At 41.9% G+C, this 19,205-nt stretch carries 21 protein-coding genes; 9 read left to right on the plus strand and 12 right to left on the minus strand.

Annotated elements, in window-relative coordinates; all coding sequences use genetic code 11:
* Window positions 1-95: 95 nt before the first annotated feature.
* From F946_RS03195 to F946_RS03205, 3 genes are all read left to right on the plus strand, one after another.
* Window positions 96-1,121 (plus strand): DUF4062 domain-containing protein, encoded by a 1,026-nt coding sequence (locus F946_RS03195; RefSeq protein WP_004978837.1) that lies wholly within the window; start codon window positions 96-98, stop codon window positions 1,119-1,121.
* 69 nt (window positions 1,122-1,190) lie between these two features.
* Complete coding sequence (gene hemH / locus F946_RS03200; protein ID WP_004978840.1) at window positions 1,191-2,213, plus strand: ferrochelatase; 1,023 nt, start codon at window positions 1,191-1,193, stop codon at window positions 2,211-2,213.
* Between the two features lie 12 nt (window positions 2,214-2,225).
* Window positions 2,226-2,870, plus strand: a complete 645-nt coding sequence (locus F946_RS03205) for an MBL fold metallo-hydrolase (protein WP_004978841.1) — start codon at window positions 2,226-2,228, stop codon at window positions 2,868-2,870.
* A gap of 51 nt (window positions 2,871-2,921) precedes the next feature.
* Here the strand turns inward: F946_RS03205 and F946_RS16960 are convergent, their stop codons facing one another.
* Window positions 2,922-3,101, minus strand: coding sequence for a hypothetical protein (locus F946_RS16960; RefSeq protein ID WP_004978843.1), 180 nt, complete (start codon window positions 3,099-3,101; stop codon window positions 2,922-2,924).
* Between the two features lie 165 nt (window positions 3,102-3,266).
* Window positions 3,267-3,440, minus strand: a complete 174-nt coding sequence (locus F946_RS03210) for a DNA gyrase inhibitor YacG (RefSeq protein WP_004692619.1) — start codon at window positions 3,438-3,440, stop codon at window positions 3,267-3,269.
* A gap of 85 nt (window positions 3,441-3,525) precedes the next feature.
* Here F946_RS03210 and F946_RS03215 point away from each other — a divergent pair, with 85 nt between their 5' ends.
* From F946_RS03215 to F946_RS03225, 3 genes are read left to right on the plus strand one after another with little or no spacing between them, the layout of a single operon-like run.
* Window positions 3,526-4,185, plus strand: coding sequence for a class I SAM-dependent methyltransferase (locus F946_RS03215; protein WP_171065382.1), 660 nt, complete (start codon window positions 3,526-3,528; stop codon window positions 4,183-4,185).
* 3 nt (window positions 4,186-4,188) lie between these two features.
* Entirely contained in the window at window positions 4,189-5,400 is a 1,212-nt protein-coding gene (locus F946_RS03220; protein WP_004978847.1) for a TIGR03862 family flavoprotein, read from the plus strand.
* Window positions 5,401-5,458: 58 nt separating this feature from the next.
* Complete coding sequence (locus F946_RS03225) at window positions 5,459-5,869, plus strand: GFA family protein (protein ID WP_004978849.1); 411 nt, start codon at window positions 5,459-5,461, stop codon at window positions 5,867-5,869.
* 58 nt (window positions 5,870-5,927) lie between these two features.
* On the opposite strand, the gene F946_RS03230 is transcribed toward F946_RS03225, so the two are convergent.
* Both F946_RS03230 and F946_RS03235 read right to left on the minus strand, forming a co-directional pair.
* A complete protein-coding gene (locus tag F946_RS03230) occupies window positions 5,928-6,488 on the minus strand; it encodes a hypothetical protein (RefSeq protein WP_004978852.1) in 561 nt (186 codons plus the stop codon).
* A gap of 12 nt (window positions 6,489-6,500) precedes the next feature.
* A complete protein-coding gene (locus F946_RS03235; protein ID WP_004978855.1) occupies window positions 6,501-7,280 on the minus strand; it encodes a class I SAM-dependent methyltransferase in 780 nt (259 codons plus the stop codon).
* Window positions 7,281-7,402: 122 nt separating this feature from the next.
* Here F946_RS03235 and F946_RS03240 point away from each other — a divergent pair, with 122 nt between their 5' ends.
* The 3 genes from F946_RS03240 to F946_RS03250 all read left to right on the plus strand — a co-directional run bounded on the left by F946_RS03240 (window position 7,403) and on the right by F946_RS03250 (window position 10,084).
* Window positions 7,403-8,689, plus strand: a complete 1,287-nt coding sequence (locus F946_RS03240; protein WP_035326401.1) for a hypothetical protein — start codon at window positions 7,403-7,405, stop codon at window positions 8,687-8,689.
* Window positions 8,690-8,809: 120 nt separating this feature from the next.
* Window positions 8,810-9,004: a hypothetical protein gene (locus F946_RS03245; protein WP_004692607.1), complete on the plus strand. Its 195-nt coding sequence runs from the start codon at window positions 8,810-8,812 to the stop codon at window positions 9,002-9,004.
* 123 nt (window positions 9,005-9,127) lie between these two features.
* Complete coding sequence (locus tag F946_RS03250) at window positions 9,128-10,084, plus strand: 2-hydroxyacid dehydrogenase (protein WP_004978858.1); 957 nt, start codon at window positions 9,128-9,130, stop codon at window positions 10,082-10,084.
* Between the two features lie 50 nt (window positions 10,085-10,134).
* Here F946_RS03250 and F946_RS03255 read toward each other — a convergent pair whose 3' ends face one another.
* From F946_RS03255 to F946_RS03295, 8 genes are all read right to left on the minus strand, one after another.
* Window positions 10,135-10,698 (minus strand): hypothetical protein, encoded by a 564-nt coding sequence (locus F946_RS03255; protein ID WP_004978862.1) that lies wholly within the window; start codon window positions 10,696-10,698, stop codon window positions 10,135-10,137.
* A 167-nt stretch (window positions 10,699-10,865) separates the two neighbouring features.
* The gene (locus tag F946_RS03260; protein ID WP_004978865.1) at window positions 10,866-11,387 is read right to left on the minus strand and encodes a hypothetical protein; all 522 of its coding nucleotides are present in this window, start codon (window positions 11,385-11,387) and stop codon (window positions 10,866-10,868) included.
* A 299-nt stretch (window positions 11,388-11,686) separates the two neighbouring features.
* Window positions 11,687-12,076 carry a hypothetical protein gene (locus tag F946_RS03265; RefSeq protein ID WP_004978867.1) on the minus strand — a complete coding sequence of 130 codons (390 nt, stop codon included), beginning with the start codon at window positions 12,074-12,076 and terminating at the stop codon, window positions 11,687-11,689.
* Window positions 12,077-12,152: 76 nt separating this feature from the next.
* On the minus strand, window positions 12,153-13,142 hold the full coding sequence (locus tag F946_RS03270; protein ID WP_004978869.1) for a DUF4062 domain-containing protein: 990 nt from the start codon (window positions 13,140-13,142) through the stop codon (window positions 12,153-12,155).
* 246 nt (window positions 13,143-13,388) lie between these two features.
* Complete coding sequence (locus F946_RS03275; RefSeq protein WP_004978873.1) at window positions 13,389-13,862, minus strand: hypothetical protein; 474 nt, start codon at window positions 13,860-13,862, stop codon at window positions 13,389-13,391.
* Window positions 13,863-13,944: 82 nt separating this feature from the next.
* Window positions 13,945-16,014: a glycine--tRNA ligase subunit beta gene (gene glyS, locus F946_RS03280; protein ID WP_004978877.1), complete on the minus strand. Its 2,070-nt coding sequence runs from the start codon at window positions 16,012-16,014 to the stop codon at window positions 13,945-13,947.
* On the minus strand, window positions 16,014-17,003 hold the full coding sequence (gene glyQ, locus F946_RS03285) for a glycine--tRNA ligase subunit alpha (RefSeq protein ID WP_004978878.1): 990 nt from the start codon (window positions 17,001-17,003) through the stop codon (window positions 16,014-16,016). Before glyQ ends, glyS begins: the two co-directional genes overlap by 1 nt.
* A gap of 687 nt (window positions 17,004-17,690) precedes the next feature.
* Window positions 17,691-19,106, minus strand: a complete 1,416-nt coding sequence (locus F946_RS03295) for an SLC13 family permease (protein WP_004978881.1) — start codon at window positions 19,104-19,106, stop codon at window positions 17,691-17,693.
* Between the last annotated feature and the right edge of the window lie 99 nt (window positions 19,107-19,205).

A 19,205-nucleotide genomic window follows, 5' to 3' on the forward strand; every position in this document is an offset into this window, starting at 1 on the left:
TCAAAAATTGCAACCTAATATGCTTGAGTTAGTCGCAGTGTCTATCTAATGGAATTTGGGGGATGGGATGCTGCGAAGAATAATGAGGATAACCGATGCTCGATAAGCGTTATCAAGTGTTTATAACCACCTCTGGAAGCGAGATGCAACCAGAGCGGATCATTTTGGCCCAAACTTTAGTGGGCATGGGATTTTTTTCTTGGGGATTAGAACAACGGACACCACTTTCAACGGCCTTTGCACGTCGTCAGATCGATGACTGTGACTATGTCATATTGTTGCTGGGCAGCAAATATGGCGAACAGTCCGTGTCAGGGGTGGGATATATGCACCTTGAATACATTTATGCGGTCACCAAACAAAAGCCTATTATTGTATTTATGCATGATGATCCTGATGCCCGTGAGTTATGTTTACATGACGACAAAGCTGAGCTGCGTGAAAAATTCAAAGAGTTTAGAAAACTACTCCAAAACGAAGTCGATCAGGTTTTCACTTATCGCACCATGCGTGACTTGGAAATGGCCGTTCGCTTGAATATGACGCAGATGCTGGAGCGCTATCCTGTGTCCGGTTGGGTACGTCCGCAGAATACTCAAGTCTTGCATGACGAAATAGATAAACTCAAAGCCAAACTGGTGCAACTTGAAACTGAAGCGGGTAAACGCGAAGTTGATCCATTTTTGTCTCTACCCAAAGTGGCTATGCATGAGTTTTTTGCCTTTGATTATCGGATGCATGCCTATCAAGATGGCAATTTCAAAGAGCTTAAAATTCAAAAGCAGATGACTTGGGCGCAGTTACTCTCGGTTTTGGGGACAACCTTTATTCACCCAACCCCCGAAGAGTATTTTTCCAAACGCATTAATGAATATTTAAACGAAACTGGTTTGAATGATGCACGTCTAGAAATGCCTCGTGCCCATGCTATTGCGCGCTCGCAAATTAATATTCGTGCTTTGCACAGTATTAAAATGCAAATGCGTCAAAATGATTGGATTATTCAGTCGGGTCGAGATGATCGTCAGCGCATGCTCTGGCAGTTGACCCCGAAGGCGACGAAACTTTTGGAGAGTAATTTATTGGAAAAGGATCGGCCTTTTCAATTTCAATCTTCGTAGTTATCCATTTAGATAATGAACTGAAAACTGTTACAGTAGAGACATTCGAAAACGAGCCACGAGGGCTGAATGTCTACTGCAACAAAAGCAAAAGTTACTGTTATTTTGGCAAATTTGGGAACGCCTGATGCACCGACAGCTTCAGCAGTGCGTCGCTTTTTGGATCAGTTTTTGTCAGACCAGCGGGTGATTGAAATTCCCAAACCGCTTTGGCAAATTATTCTCCGTTTATTTATTTTGCCGTTTCGCCCGAAACGCGTTGCCCATGCTTATGAGATGGTGTGGGGCAGCGATTCTCCAATGCGAGAAATTTTACTGACTCAAGTGGCTGCGTTACAACAACAGTTGATTTTGCAATACCCTGAGTTTGAGTTGAATATTGTCCCTGCGATGACCTATGGTAATCCAGGCATTCAGCCCTTGCTCTCTGAATTGAGTCAAAAACCACAAGATCATATTGTCCTTTTTCCTTTGTTTCCGCAGTACTCTGCAACATCTAGCGCGCCTTTATATGATGCTTTCGCGAAGTGGATTCCAAGGCAGCGCAATTTGCCAGGGCTGAGCATTATTCGCGATTATTATCAGCACCCTTTATACATCCAGGCTTTAGCGCAAAGTGTGCGCGATTTCCGTGCTGAACATGGAGTGACTGAAAAGCTGTTAATGTCTTTCCATGGTATTCCACAGCCTTATGCCGATAAGGGTGATCCCTATGCCGACCGTTGCCGCATCACAGGGCAGTTGGTGGCGGCAGAGTTAGGCCTAGTGGAAGATGAATGGGCGATCAGTTTCCAATCCCGCTTTGGCAAGCAAGAATGGGTGAAACCGTATACCGATGCCTTATTGACCGAATGGGCAGAGCAAGGAGTGAAATCGGTGCAAATTATGAGTCCTGCATTTTCAGCGGATTGCTTAGAAACTTTAGAGGAACTGGCGATTCAGAATGCTGAATTGTTTTTGTCTCAAGGTGGAGAGCGGTATCAATATATTCCAGCCTTGAACAGCCGCGGAGATCATTTGCAATTGCTCAATACGCTGGTTCAGGCTAATCTTGATGCCTTAAAGCAGACATTAGCCAGCAAAACGAATTGAGGTTGACACTCTATGTTGCAAGTTAAAATTGTGCCTGTAACGGCATTTCAGCAGAACTGTTCTATTGTTTGGGACAGTGACAGTAAAGAAGCAATTTTAATTGATGCAGGTGGAGAGCCTGAGAAACTTAAAGCAGAAATTGAAGCGTTGGGTTTGACAGTAAAAGCGCTGTGGTTGACACATGGGCATTTAGATCATGCTGGAGCAGTCGGGGCATTAAAAAAACTGTGGGATGTCCCTGTGATTGGCCCGCATAAAGAAGATGCCTTTTGGTTGGATATGATCCAAGAAGTCTCGCAGCGTTATGGTTTTCCTATTCCTGAAAAGGTGGATGTCACGACATGGCTTGAAGGCGGTGAAGTCCTTAAACTGGGCAATGAAGCGTTTGAAGTACGTTTTGCCCCTGGACATACCCCGGGTCATGTGATGTTTTATAACAAAAACTATGGTCTGCTTTGGACCGGCGATGTGTTGTTTAAAGGCTCGATTGGTCGTACCGACTTCCCGCGTGGTAATCATCAGCAGTTGATTGACTCTATTCAGCGTGAATGCTTTAGCCTACCCGATGAGACGCAGTTCATTTCAGGACATGGGCCAATCAGTACCATTGGTTTTGAAAAACAACATAACCCTTTTGTGGCAGGAAAAGCAGGCTAAACGCTTTGAGGTCTCATTAAAAAATAAAAAAGTCAGCAGCTGCTGACTTTTTTATTTGCGAAATGGATTATTCAAAATGTGTTGGGTTTCTAGAGCCAACACGATAGAGAATAAGGCCACTAATAGTCCAACCGATAGGATCAACAGATCTTGCATATAGATGCCAAAACTGAATAGGCAGATCGCGAGTAAAATGCCAATTAAAACAATAGTCTTACTTAGGATGTTCATCTTATCCCCCTTTAGGATGTTGTTTTTGTGACCTGATCATGCTGTGGGCATGTATCAATTTTGGGGGGAGTATAGTCGACGAATTATCCTTTTAAGTGACTATTAAGACATTAAATAATGAACAATTTCTCTTAAAATATGAAAAATATCATGAAATTAAACATATTATTCTTCTGAGTTTTCTGCTTGTGGTGCATCTTGCGTTGGGAGGCGATATTCATCATTAGCCCATGCACCTAAGTCGATCAGTTTGCAGCGTTCAGAACAAAATGGACGAAAGGCGTTGTCTTCCCATTGACTCATTTCTCCACAACGGGGACAAGGGAAAGTGTGTGGCATGATCGACTCCAGATAAAATTTTCGGATTGAAATAGGCAAAAACGTTGGCAGTTGTTAGACTGATGCGGTTTTTTCTTAGTTTGATCTGATTATGCCGATTCGTCAATTTCAAGCCCAGCGTATGCATGCGCCTCGTGATTTTCAAATGATCAGTCCTGATCCACTATGTGTGGAAATTGGGGCGGGCAAGGGTAAACATGCCTTATTGTTTACGGCCCATCACCCTGAGAAAAAGCTGATTGCAGTTGAGCGGACCCGTGAAAAGTTTGTGGCGATGCAGAAACAACATGGCTTAGAAGGTCAGCAGAATTTACAGCTGGTACATGCCGATGCTTTACCGTGGGTGGTACATGCCTTGCAACCGCAGCAGGTTGAACAGTTCTTTATTCTTTATCCCAACCCTGAACCGCATAATCCTGCGCAGCGCTGGTTGAATATGCCATTTTTTGAGTTTCTGATTTCACGTTTACAAGTGGGCGGACAAATTACTTTAGCCAGCAATATTCCAGAATATATCGAAGAAGCACAGCAACAGTTGATTGAGGTGTGGAAGTTACCATTTGTAAAAGAGCGTATTGCGGATAGCTCAGCGCGCACGCATTTTGAAATTAAATATTTAGAACGTGGTGAGCTCTGCCAACAGTTGATCATCACCAAACCTGAAGGTTATCGCACGCGCTTTGACGCGTTTCAGGCTTTGCAAGGTCAGACCCCTCAGGTGCAATCTTCGGATCAAGCTGAATAAATCATGCCAAAGCGTATTGCAATTATTGGGGCGGGCCCAGCCGGTTTGATGGCGGCAGAAGTGTTGAGCCAATATGATGTTCAGGTCGATGTGTTTGAGCAAAAACCATCTGCTGCACGTAAGTTCCTGATGGCGGGTAAAACAGGACTGAATATCTCTCATGCAGAACCTGTGGAGCAGTTTATTGGTCGCTATGATCAAGCCGAATGGTTGGCACCTTGGATTCGTAAGTGGGATGCCACATGGATTCAAGCATGGATGAAAGGTTTAGGCATTGAGTCCTATGTCGGAACGTCTGGGCGTATTTTCCCGATTGAAATGAAAGCCGCGCCTTTATTACGTGCATGGTTGAAACGCTTGGTTGAGTCAGGCGTCAAGTTTTACTATCGTCATCAATGCCTCAGCCTCAAAGAGCATACGCTTGAAATTAAATCTTTGCTTAGCGATCAAGTGCACAGCCAGAGCTATGATGCGATCGTTTTGGCTTGCGGAGCGGTGTCATGGTCTCAGCTCGGTAGTGATGGCGCATGGCAGAACTGGTTGGAGGCCGATGAAATTGAGCCTTTTCAAGCCAGCAATGCTGGGGTAGAACATGAATGGTCAACCTACATGCAACCCGTCTTTGGTCAGCCACTGAAACGTATCGCGGCATGGGTGGGCGATGCGGAAAAAAGTATGGGCGATATCGTCATCACCCATTATGGCCTAGAAAGTGGTTTGATCTATAAGCAAGGTCGAGCGCTGCGTGCGCAGCAAAAACAGCTCCAACCTTTAGTGTTAACGCTTGATTTACTGCCTGATGTCACGGTTCAAGAATTGGCTGTGCGTCTGAAACCGACAAAAAAACAGTCTTTAAGTAATATTTGGCGTAAAGCAGGTTTAGATGCAGCCAAGGCAAGTTTAGTGCGAGAGTTGGTTGCAAAAGATCACTGGAATCACCCTGAACAATTGGCGCAGCAGGTGAAGCAATTACAGATTCCTTTAACTGGTTTTCGTCCGATTGAAGAAGCCATTAGTTGTGCTGGCGGTGTGCGCCGTAAAGGCCTGAACCCGCAGCTACAATTAAAATCCAATCCCGCTGTTTTTTTATGTGGGGAAATGTTGGACTGGGATGCACCCACAGGGGGCTACTTACTCACTGCATGTTTTGCAACAGGACGTGCCGCAGGTGAGGGTGTGATGCAGTATTTGAATGTGGCAAAAAATTCGCCATAAGCGATGCAACTGAAAATCAGCTGTGCTAATTTGAATAAAAAATTCAAGGAGCATCATGATGTCGGATCTTCAGCAGTATGTGGGCAGCTGCTTGTGCGGTGCAGTGACTTATCAAATTGATGGGCCGATTGGCGATATTATTCAATGCCATTGTCAAAAATGTCGTAAGGCCAATGGAACGGCATATGCAACCAATGCACCGATTGCTAAGGCGGATTTTAAACTGACCTCTGGTCAAGACGTTGTGAAAAAATATGCATCGAGTGCAGGCACAGAGCGTTGTTTCTGTGGCAACTGTGGTTCACCTCTTGTCAGTATTAAAGCTGAAACACCTGAGTTTTACCGTTTGCGGATCGGCACTTTAGATACCCCGTTACAGCAAAAGCCGACGCAGCATATTTTTGTGGCATCTCAAGCCGAGTGGGACAACATTTGTGATGCATTACCACAATATGCTGAACGCCCATAGTTAGAACACATACAAAGAAAAGGGATCATCTGATCCCTTTTCTTTGTCCGTGATTGAGTTAGTAGCCTGTCGACATCGTATCTTGAGCCTTAGGATACTGCGACTGCCAGTGTTCAAGCTGCTCTTGGGCATGAATGAGCTCACCGAGGCCTTTCACGTTATCATGTGGTGCTGCGGCTTTATCTTGGATGATTTTGGCTTGGTTATCCCAATATTGGTACATCAGAGTTTGAATGTAGCGTCCTTGTTCTGTTTTTAAATCCAGCTCTTTCAGCATATTCAGTGCAGACTGAATATTGTCTTGTTGACGTGTTTTTGCAAATTCATCCGAGAGCGTGCCTGCCTCACGCATTTTCATGAGTTCATCTTCCATTTCATCACTCATGCTACTAAAGCGCTGGTCATAGTCGACCAAGAGCGCAATATCGTGTGGATCATTGGCTGTTTTAGCAAAACTTTTGACGGGTTCGGAGCTAAGTTCTTGCAGAACTTTATCATCGCTCGAAAGCGTGTCTTGCCCAGCAGGTTCATTGGCTTTATTGCAGCCTGTCAGGATTAAGCTGCTGCCTAAAAGAAGCGGCAGTAGAACCTGTTTCAATGAAAGAGTATGTGGGTTCATATCGGTGTCCTATTATTCTGCTATTTTTTGAAAGTGATAGGCATAGGTGATGTAAGGAAAACTGATTTCGTCTTGTGGCTGTTTACCCGTGTACTGCTGCACAATTTGTTCAAACTGATGTTTTAAATCCTGCTGTTGCTCCGTAGGCATTGCGGCAATAAAGCTGGTCGAAAGGAGGCGTTTTGAGACGACTTGTTCTACTGTACCTGTTTGCTGCTGTGCAAACTGATGCAGGCTTTTGAGCTGAAATAAGTGTTGATGTTCAAAGACTTTTTTCCATAGCCCACTATGATAACGCGGGGTCTCTCCTTCTAAAGGAGCAAGCCGTTCTGCCAGAGCATTGACCCAGTCGACTTGAGTGTCGCGTTGATTCCAGACCAAGCCCAAATGCCCTTGCGGTTTTAGGACACGATGGATTTCTTTTAAACTGTCCAGATTGGCAAACCAGTGGAAGGCTTGCGCAGATAAAACTGCATCGATACTTTGCGAAGGCAGGGGAATATGGTCACTAAAGGCTTGTAATGTTTCCACCTGTGGGTAAGCCAGTTTGAGCTGAGCTAACATTTCGGTAACAGGTTCGACGGCAGTGAGCTGTCCACTATGCGGAATCAGATAAGGCAGAAACTTTCCTGTACCCGAGGCAAGATCAATCACATGTGAATTTGCGTTTAAATGCAACTGCTCGGTGAGCCAGGCATGGATCTCTTGTGGATAACTTGGACGCACTTGTTGATAAAGTTCAGCAGCTGCGCTAAACCCGTATTGTGCTGCAGGATGGAGTAATTGTGTCATATTTTGCGCTTTTTTATCTGCTCTGCATCTATAAAATAACACATTTGGTTCGATGAAATCGCTTATGCTGTATGGAACGAACATGACCTCACTTTATAGGAATGAAATCTCTCAGCATGGACATGGCGAAACAAATTATTTTTGAAGACGAACAGATTCGTGTCATTTTTTTACAGGGTTCATCGGACGAACTTATTTTCTCTTTTGGCGACCTGATTACCCGTGCCAAGGGAACGTCGATCAATGCTGAAAAGTCGCTAGCAAAGTTTGGCTTCAATGTGGTTGGCATTATGCCAAAACATAAGTCATGGTTTCCAGAGTCTTCGATGTTGGCCATGTTGGAAGCAATTCGCGCGTGGATTGCGCCTTTTCAAACCCGTATTGCCTATGCGGGGTCAATGGGCGGCTATGCTGCGATTAAATACTCTAAGCTGCTTGGTTTTAAACGCGTGGTGGCCTTGGTACCGCAGTATTCGATTGACCCTGAACAGGTGACCGATAACCGCTATAACATGTTCTATCAGCCTGAACTGAACCATGACATGCAGGTACAGGCGAAGGATGTCTCGGCAGAGTGTGAATACATTGTTATTTATGACCCTTACTGCCCTGAAGACCGTGCGCATTATGAAAAATTACAAACGGTCGTACCGAATCTGAATACCCTGAACTTACCTTTTACAGGGCATGATGCGATTGCGGTTTTAGCCAGTTCAGATTTGTTACACGATTTTTTACGTCATGAGTTTGATGCGCCGTATTTTTATAAAAAAATTCGTGAAGTGAAAAAGAACAGTAAGTTTTACTACCGTAAAGTGATCGAAAACTTGTTGCCGCGTCATCGCTTTTCTTTGGGGCGAATTCTGAAAAATAATGAGCTTGAGTTAGACGGTCAATTTTTTGATGCCAAGCTAAAACAAAGCATTATCCGCGAGTTACTCAGCAATCGACAAGTGAGCCAGACAGATCTGCTGAAACTGGGTATTCAAGTCAACTTGCCGCAAGAAAATAGCTGTCAGTTAATGGATAGTTTTGGACATGGTTTAGTATTCAATATGATCAGTCAAAAGATTGAAAGCTATGCACCAGATGCCATTGCACTGAATCATAAGTTTCTGTTGCCGATTTTTGCCAAGGGTAATGGACTGGTCCACATATACTATAATGACATGCGCTATACCGTGGTAATGAATGACCGTCAGATTATGAAGTTGGTGCATGAACAAGCCGAATTGAGTGCTGGAATGCATCCATTGTTAATGAAAAAATACAGTGATTATTATCTGATTAGTTATAAGCAGTTTAACTTTAGCTGTGATGAATATGGTGGCTTTGATTTAGTCGAAGATATTCCTGAAACGGCGCAGTTTTTGGTGCCAAGTGATGCTGAGTCAGATGTGTTCATGTGATTTATTCATATAGGGCTTTGGTCTAAGGCCAAGCGCTTGTTTTCCGTCCTATTTGGTTTAATATGAAAGTATTGTTTATCTTTTAAACAACACGGATAAAGATCAAATAGGGTGGAAGCAATGCAAAGACATTGGTCGGCTGTATTTATAACATTACTGTTTATTTCAACATCACAAAGCGTACTGGCACAAAGTTTAGACCCAGCTTATCTGACATTCGGTGGTGGTCTCATTCTCCTGCTAATCCTGACGTTTTATGTGATTAAACAAATCAGTATTTCTATTCGTATTCATCGTAATAAGCCCGTTAAATAGCGGGCTTTTTTCTGTGTGTTGCGGCTATTTTTAGGTGGTCAAGACAGTGTTTACGTTGAAAAATGGAGCTGAGTTGGTTTAAATAAGCGCTCTATCATTATGCAGAACAACAGGACGTGAGCAATGAAAGCCGTATTTCTAGATTGTGCATCCTTAGATAAAAATGATTTGGACTTTCAAGCACTGCATGCTGTTTTTGATGAGCTAATCCTTTACCCAAGTACCGATGCTGAGACGCTTGTTGCGCGCGTGCAAGACGCAGATGTGATTATTAGCAACAAAGTTATGCTGGATGCCGACACCTTAAAACAATGCCCTCAGTTAAAGTTGATTTTAATCTCTGCCACAGGCACCAATAATATCGATTTGCAGCAAGCCAAAGTACAAGGTGTTGTGGTGTGTAATTGTCAGGGGTATGGCACGGCAGCGGTGGCACAGCACACTTTAATGTTGATGCTCAATCTGGCAACCTCATGCTTGCAATACGACCGCGCGGTGCAGCAAGGCGAATGGAATAAAGCCTCGCAGTTTTGCCTACTGGACTACCCAATTATTGAACTTTCAGGCAAGACCTTGGGCATTTTAGGGTATGGGGAATTGGGGCAGGCGGTGGCCAAACTCGCTGAAGCATTTGGAATGCGGGTTTTGGTGGGTAATTTGCCAAACCGTCCACACGCTGACTCAACACGAGTAGGTTTTAATGACTTGCTGACGCAATCAGATTTTATCAGTCTGCATTGTCCATTAACCGATGATACTCGCGACCTGATTGATGCTCAGGCTTTCGCAAAAATGAAAAAAAGTGCCTTTTTAATTAATTGTGCACGGGGTGGGATTGTGAATGAAGCAGCTTTGACCGCCGCGTTAAAACAGGGTCAGATTGCGGGCGCTGCAACTGATGTATTGACCGTTGAGCCACCAAAAGAGGGTAATGTTTTATTGGAGGCTCGTCTGCCGAATTTAATCATTACACCACACAGTGCGTGGGGCAGTGTCGAAGCACGTCAACGCATGGTGCAGCAGTTAGTGGAAAATGCTCAAGCTTTTCAAGCAGGGCAGCCAATCAGTCGGGTGAATTAAAGCAAATAATGACAACTAAAAAGCCCATCAACTGATGGGCTTTTTTGATATTAAAGCTTAGTCACTTTAATTTCTTCTTCTGCTTGGGCTGGTGTAAATGATGATGGTGCTTGGGTAATCGTGGGTTCATTTACTGTTTGGGGTGCGACAGGCTGTGGAGATGAGACAGAAGGTGCTTGAACCGCAGGTGCATCTACGGGTGCTGATGACGGTTGACTTAAACTGCCTTGGTAAATGGGAGCGGGTTGGTCTGTTTGACCAGTAATCACTTGCTTGGTTTCATGCAGCTTTTTATTCACATTTTGGGTAACTTGCTGTCCTGTTTCTTTGGCTTGTTCTGCGGTGTTGTTGGTGATGGTTTTGGCGCTGTCCAAGGCTTGGTGTGCAGAAGGGCGAATTTTTTGGATGCCTTTTTCTGTTGCTGTCCCGACTTTTTCCGCCGTGTTAATCACACCTTCTTGCGTTTTATAAGCCCAAACGTGAAAGATGTTGGGGTTTTTACCATAAGGCGTAATTGGCTTTTGCGTTTGCTGAGTGGTGGTTTCTGTTTGTGCCCATACACCTGCTGTTGTCATTAAAAGAGCGCAGAAGAGTGTTGTTTTCATCATGTTCATAGAGCAGTGTACCTCTTGGGCTATCGTGCATAAATCAGCGTTTTAGCATAAAGCCTCTTTGTGTGAATTTCATGTGCTTGGTTGTAAACAAGCGTAGTGTGCAAACGTATATAGCTAAAAAAAGAGCCCAGCATATGGACTCTTTCAACTCTGGAGGAGTTTAACTTCTACTTCGCGCCAACAGCGGCATCGGTCGATGAACCGACTTTGGCTTTAGCAACAGGTGTATCTAGTTCCACTTGGGCTTGCCCATTTACGTCTGCACGTTTGGGTTGACCATTGACAGCCTGCTTAGTTTCCTGCCATTTTTGTTTGGTCGCTTGTTGGCCTTGTTTCGCTTTATCCGCTATATAGTGACCACTTTTTTTGGTGTTATGCTCAACAGAGTGTTTAACGTCACCAGACTTATCTTTTACGACAGCAGATTTTTCAGCTGAAAATTCTTTGGTGTCTTGCCATTTTTCTTTGCTGAATGCTTTGGTTTTGTCGACACCATGCTCAACCGTTTCACCTGTCGCATGCGCGGCATGTTTGACATCATGTTTTAAGTTTTGCAATACGCTTGGCTGCGAGGTTTGAACTTGAACATTGGCCGATGTATTGGCTGTGGTATTTGCAAATAGGGAAGTGGAGGCTAAAAGTGCAGTGGTTAAAGCCGAAGCGGTGAGTGTTTTTGTTAAAACTTTCATCTTTGATTTTCTACCTCTTATGACAGAACCCGATGAGGAGTTCAGAACAGCAGTCATCATAGACAGAAATGAGCTCAAAAATAGCGTTTGATATGAAAGTCGCACAATGCGGCAACAGCGCATGAACAATGGGCTGAAAATTGTGTCGTTCAGTTAATTCATTAAAATTATGTAAGTTTATGCGTGGTCGTTGTTTTAAATGTAAAGAGTATGGAGACTAGCGTTGAAATAAAAGATATGAAGCGAAAGGCATTTGAGAGAAAGTCATCACTGATGTTGTACCAGTGATGACGATTTGCTTAGTTACATTGCGCTAAGGCTTCTTTTGCAAAGTGATTACGTAGTGCAAGGAAGTTTTTCTGTACTTCAGCATCGTGTAATTCAAATTTGGTTGCTGTGCTTGTACCATCGAGTGCAAAGGTTGCTGAGCCACCTGTGATGAGGGTGTAGTCACGGAACGCCCACTGTTCTACGACTTTGCCTGCTTTGAGGTTGCCGGTAAATTCGATGACACATTTATCTTCAAATTTGGTCAATTTTGCTTTGTTATTAGTTGTGTCCGGATAAACTTCAATGTCTTGGACTTCTTGTAATACACCCGCTGTCAACTGTGGAATCGTTGGTTGAGATGTACATGCTGTAATAGAAAGGGCAGCAAAAGTAGCGAAAAGTACAGTTTTTAATTTCATAAGGTTCGTTCTTGTTGCGAGTTGTTAGGTTGAGTATAGGGAAATGAGTGATTATTTCCTATAGGTTTGTTGGTTTTTATATGTATTGCCATTTAGGTAGGCCAATAGTAGTTCTTAGTTCATTAATATCATTTAAAAAAGACATATTTTTATCCTTTAAGTGCTTAATTGAGCTGCTATACGAGTTGCTTGATATTGGTAAGTGGCTAGATATTCTATGTATAAAATCAAAAGGATTTTCTGATATTTTTAATATGGAAATTAGTTCTTCAATTTGATTGCTACTTAGAGATTTTCCATCGAATAAATAACTTACAATAAATAAGTTATGAATATTTTCAATTATCTGGGATTTGGAAATCTTTTCGTTTTCTTGTTGTATAATATTTTGTGTCTCTAAATTTTTGTCAGCATATAACAGTACTTCTAAATAGTTTTTTAGAGTTAAATTAAGAGTTTCTAAGTGCCTAATTTGGCTTTGTAAAGATTCTAGTTTTTTTGTATTTCCTCTTTTTACTAAAAAATCTTTGAATAAGCCTGCCCATTGATCTCTAAGCCACTCCTCAATTTCATTATATTTTTCAAAAGAAAAAATCGGATTGTTATTAGGTTTTTTATAAATATCATCAATCAGTTTAAAGATATTAATATTATCCACATGGGCATACTCGATATCTATATTATTTTTATTTCGTTTATAAGTTTGATATTCAGCATAAACACCTTTTTCAATTAGAATATATGTTGGTATATGATTTTCACTAGCCGTTTCATACTCTTTACGTGTGATACTATTGTAATTTGTATATTGGTTTTTCTCTCCGTCAATTTTTTCTGTACTAGTTTCTGATCCATAGCGCCCACCAATAATTAGTACAAAAATATCTGCAGTTTCTGCTTCTCGATAGCAAGAAATATCAAGTGGGTCATCGCTGACAAAAGCAATTTGTCCTTTTTCGAATAAAATTGATTCATAGCCTAGAGAATCAATAAATAAGCTTAAGGACGCACGAATATGTTTTAAATCGTAATAAGTAGAACTTACAAAAATACGTGGCTTTGCCATCATTTATCTCAAATAAAAACCCAATTATTTTATAGCGTTTTTTTCTTTATTTTACAAATGATTAAGACTTGGAGCTTTTACACAGAAATACCCGTACACTTATAAACAAGCAATGCAACTGAACCACTAAATGTAAGCGGTTAGCTTTCACGACGCTATCTATGCTATAACCCTTACACCATCAAAGAATGCATCGTTAGGTGCACAAAGCACTACAAGCTCAGCATCTTTTGCTTTTTTAGTTTTCTAAAACTTTGGAAAAAAGAAGAATAGCCCAATAGTTCCAAAAATTCCGCTTAAAATCAGCCAGTCTTTTTTACGTATATCTGCAAGGTGGATCACTGAAAGATAAACACTGCCGAAAAACAGCAACACAAAAATCAGCAAAACGAGCGGATTATTGAAGAAAAATTTACTGCTGCCAAATAGTACAAAAATGGCGGTACTAGAGACCCAATACAGCAAAGCCAAAACAAATTTGTTCACTGATAAATTACGGATAGAACAGTCTAAACGAGGCAGAGTCACAGCCAGCACAATCAGCCCTGCAAAACCGCCCAAAATAGAGATAATCATAAAGAATAGCCCGCTCATATCCGGTTTGGTTGGTATATGAGGATATAGCTTCCATAGGCCATAACCGAATGCCAGCAAAAGTGTATGGCAAAGCACAAGGTACGCATCTATACGGTAAAAATTTTTAATGGTTGAGGTATTCATTATGATTATTGCTGATTTATTCTTAGTATTAAAAAACCCTGCTATTACTAGCAGGGTTTAAATTTTATTTCAATCATTTAGCTTAGTGCTGCAACACTGAAATATCCGCAACACTTGTAAACAAGTTACGTAACTGAGCCAGTAAACGTAAACGGTTGGCTTTCAAATCGGCATCATCCGCCATTACCATTACGCCATCAAAGAAGGCATCAATTGGTGCACGCAGCGCAGCTAACTTAGAAAGGGCAGCCGTATAGTCTTTCGCAGCTAAAAGTGGTTGAACCACAGGCAAGATATTCTGAATTTCTGCATAAAGTGCTTTTTCAGCATCTTCAACCAGTTTAGACTCAACAATCTCACCTGTAGGCGCAGCTTCTTTTGCCAAGATATTAGCAACACGTTTATTCGCAGCAGCCAAAGCAGCGGCTTCAGGCAGGCTACGGAAATGATTCACCGCAGTTACACGCTTATCAAAATCTAAAGGAGATTTTGGTGAAAGTGCTTGAACTGCTTGAATCACATCAACAGCAACACCTTGGTCTTCATACTTCGCACGATAACGACCTTCAAGGAACGCAACAGCATCCGCCAAAGTCTTGTCATGATCTTTCAATACATCGCCATAAGCAGCCAAAGCAAGCTTGATGAGTTCTTCAATTGAAACATCAAGATTATTTTCAGTCACTAAACGCAAAATACCAATCGCAGAACGACGTAAAGCAAACGGGTCTTTCGAACCTGTAGGTGCTTGACCAATACCGAAAATACCAGTCAGGGTATCTAAACGATCCGCAAGGGCAATCGTAGTCCCTGTCTTGGTCTGCGGTAAAACGTCACCTGCAAATTTAGGTAAATATTGCTCACCTAAAGCTTCCGCAACTTCATCATTCTCGCCTTCAATACGTGCATAGTAAGTGCCCGCAATCCCTTGAAGTTCTGGGAATTCACCGACCAATTCAGAAGTTAAATCACACTTTGCAAGCAGTGCTGCTTTTTCAGCATCCGCAGGATTTGCACCCGTGATAGCAGATAAAGCCACAGCCAATTTAGCAATACGTTCAGATTTATTCCAAAGCGTACCTAATTGTGCTTGGAAAACCATATTGGCTAATTTTTCTTTACGAGATGCAAGCGGTTGCTTTTGATCTTGTAAGAAGAAGAATTCTGCATCAGACAAACGAGGGCGTACAACTTTTTCATTTCCTTCAATGATTTGAGTTGGATCTTTAGACTCAATATTTGAAACAGTAATGAAGTAAGGTTGAAGTTTATTGTCAGCATTCACCAAACAGAAATACTTCTGATTGTCTTGCATCGTCGTGATCAATGCTTCTTGAGGCACAGCAAGGAAACGTTCTTCAAAGCTTGCACGAAGCGCAACTGGCCATTCAACCAATGCAGTCACTTCATCACGAAGGTCGCTTGGGACGATGGCAATTGCATTCACTTCATCAGCAAGCGCTTTCACTTGTTGGTCGATGATGGCTTGGCGTTCTTCAAAATTCGCCACAACTTTTGCAGTACGAAGCGCATCTAAATAAGCATCCGCATTGGTTAAAGTAATCGCTTCAGGTGCATGGAAACGATGACCATAAGTCACGTTGCCTGCTTTGTGATCCTGAATGGTTGCATCAACAACATCATTGTCTTTTAACAATACAACCCATTTTACAGGACGAACGAATTCAGTACGGCTTGCCGCAGAACGCATACGTTTTGCAATTGGAAGGTTATCCAAAGCGGTTTGTAAAATTTGTGGCAATAATACGTCAAGGCTTTGACCTTTGACATCTTTTAAATAACAAACTTTTTCAACTTTACCTGCTTGGAAAGTTGAAACTTGATCCGCAGTAATGCCTTGACCACGCATAAAGCCTTCAAGTGCTTTGGTTGGCTTACCTTCTGCATCATAAGCAGCTTGTACCGCAGGGCCATCAAAGCGTTTTTGAGTATCGGCTTGCGCACCATCGACATTGATAATTTTCAATGCCAAACGACGAGGTGCTGCATAAGCTTCGATAGAATCAAAAGCCAAACCTGCATCATTTAAGCCTTTTTCTGTTTCAGCTTGCAATGCATCACGTAAAGTTTTTAAGCTTTTTGGGGGAAGTTCTTCACAGCCAAGTTCAAATAAAATGGTATGTTTAGACATTATTTGTTCTCCGCTGATTTTTCTGCTTGAGCCGCTTCAGCTTCAACCTGAGCTTTCAATTGCGCTAAAACTTCATCACGTAAATGCGGCTCCGCCATTGGGAAACCAAGCTTGGCACGAGCAGCCACATAACTTTGTGCAATTGAACGTGCCAAAGTACGTACACGTAAAATATAGCGTTGACGCTCAGTCACAGAAATCGCACCACGTGCATCGAGCAAGTTAAAGCTATGTGATGCTTTAATCACTTGTTCATAGGCAGGAAGTGGAAGTTCAGCTTCCATTAAGCGAGTTGCTTCTGCTTCATAGAAATCGAATAATTCAAACATTTTTTCAACATTTGCATATTCAAAGTTATAGGTCGATTGTTCCACTTCATTTTGATGGAACACATCGCCATAAGTCACAGTACCAAACTGACCTTTGGTCCAAACAAGATCGTAAACAGAATCGACACCTTGTAAGTACATTGCCAAACGCTCAAGACCGTAAGTGATTTCACCTGTTACTGGGTAACACTCAACACCACCGACTTGTTGGAAGTAAGTGAACTGAGTCACTTCCATACCGTTGAGCCAAACTTCCCAACCTAAGCCCCAAGCACCCAGTGTTGGAGATTCCCAGTTGTCTTCTACAAAACGAATATCGTGAGTAAGGGTATCGATACCAATCGCTTCTAAGGAGTCTAGGTAAAGTTGTTGGATATTATCTGGGTTTGGCTTTAGTACCACTTGGAACTGGTAATAGTGTTGCAAACGGTTTGGGTTTTCGCCATAACGACCGTCTTTAGGACGACGTGAGGGTTGAACGTATGCTGCGTTCCAAGTTTCAGGCCCAAGTGCGCGTAAGAATGTTGCAGTGTGGAATGTTCCTGCACCCATTTCCATATCGTAAGGTTGTAAAATGACACAACCTTGTTCAGCCCAGTAGTTTTGTAAGGCAAGAATTAAGCCTTGGAATGTATCAATATGCGATATGGCGCGACTCATGCAGCATCCATTATAAATATAAGAAAAAATTGGTTCTAAGTATAAGGATTTTGCGAGTGAGTGGCAAAGTTTCTGTGCAAAATACAGAATAGTAATTTTAGTGATTACCTTTAGGTTTTTGGCGAAGGTTGCATTTTTCCTCCATGATTTGTTTATGGCTTTTTAAGCTGAGGAAAATAAAAAAAACAGCTGTGGGTAAAATGAAAAATAAGACTAATACTATTAGGGTAAATACATCTAAAAAACTATGGGGATAAGAAATGTAATAAAAGCTGAGGAAGCCGAATAGCGTTGCTAACCCTATATTGAAGAGATGGAATTTATGCAAATGCTGTAATACTAAAAAGAGAAGAAGATAGGGGATATAGAAAAAACACAAATAGAATAAAAAAGCAGGAAGAATCATCATAAACAGATACAGTAAGATCTTGGCATTGGTCACTTGACCACTTATGATTGTGATAATGAATGTAGCCATAACAGTAGCTGGTAGTCCTCCAATAGGTGCAAGGAATAAATTTGCGGCTATTCTCTTTTTTGTTTGCTGTAGCGGCTGAAAGAGTTTTTTAGTAAAGGAGTCCATGTTGGCTAGATATGATTTTATAGTTAGATTGGCACTAAAATTATCAAAATATTACAGTATAAAAAAGCACCCGAAGGTGCTTTTTTGCAAGGGTCGCAAGCAGTCTAAATAAAGAACCAATATACAAAAAGAGAGACGATAAAAATACACATGATGTTGAGCACAAAACCGACTTTCATCATTTCTACCTGCTGAATATGCCCTGTACCAAACACAATTGCATTTGGTGGTGTAGCGACAGGAAGCATGAATGCACATGAAGCACCAATACCAATAATAATCACTAAAATTTCTTTTGGCATGCCCATTTGGTCTGCAATGACAGCAAATACAGGAACAAGCAGTGCCGCAGAAGCGGTGTTACTGGTAAATTCGGTTAAGAAAATAATGAACGTCGCCACCACAAAAATAATAATCAGTGGGGATGTATCACCAAAGGTATTGGCAATGGTTTGACCTAATACTAAAGAACTTCCAGAGTCTTTTAAAATGGCGCTCAGTGTTAGCCCCCCACCAAACAAAAACAAAACTCCCCAATCGGTATTTTCAGCAACTTGTCTCCATGTGGCTGTACCTAAAACAACCACGAGACAGGCTGCTGTGAGCGCAATCCATGTATCTGTTTGTGATAAGCCAAAGGTCGCTCCAACTTGCTTACTGAAAATCCATGCAAAAGCAGTGGTGATAAACAAAATCATGGTTGCAACACGAGTCTTCGTCCAAGGAATATCTTCTGTTTTAAAATCGACTTTGTGATTGAGTTTTGGACGTAAAATGAAATACAAACTTGCAATCATGGCAGGTAGAATGATTAGCATCATTGGTAAGCCAATTTTCATCCAGTCGGCAAAGTCATAGTCTAAAGCTTTGGCGGCAATCGCGTTGGGCGGTGAGCCAACTAAAGTCCCTAAGCCTCCAATACTGGCAGAGTATGCAATCCCTAATAAAATAAACACAAAGGTTTTGCGGTCTTTGCTGCCATCAAAATGTGACAGCAAACCAAGTGCTAAAGGCAACATCATGGCAGCAGTTGCGGTATTGGAAATCCACATTGACAAAACTGCGGTCACAGCAAAAATGGCTAAAATAGAAATACCTAAATGACCGCCCGACAGAGAAATAATCCATGTCGCAATTTTTTTATCCAGTTTTTGAATGTGTAGTGCGGTCGCTAGTGCAAAACCACCAAAAAATAAGAAAATAATAGGGTCAGCAAAGTTAGCTAAAGCTGCCTGCGTGGTAATGGGAACCAGCTCACCAGCTTTATCCATAGGCATACCAATAAAGACAGCCAATACAGGAATGAGTAGCGCTGTAATGGTAATATGAATGGCCTCAGTGAGCCATAAAATCCCAATGAAGACCAACAGCGCTAAGCCTTTATTGGCGTTGTTGTCGTAGGGTAAAATTTGATAAAGCCCTAAAGACACAAGGGTCGCAATAAAAATAACAATCCAGCCTTTCATTAAGCCTTTGGGCATCATGTTGGTGGGCGTTGCAAGATTTGGAACTTGACTCATTCTTCTATTCCCTGATGTTGAATTATTATGGATGTATTTTAATCACAAAAATGTGGATTGTTGAATTATTCATTCATGTGCAAAGAGTGTAGGTGAAAA

Source organism: Acinetobacter johnsonii ANC 3681 (assembly GCF_000368805.1).
GTDB classification, from domain to species: domain Bacteria; phylum Pseudomonadota; class Gammaproteobacteria; order Pseudomonadales; family Moraxellaceae; genus Acinetobacter; species Acinetobacter johnsonii.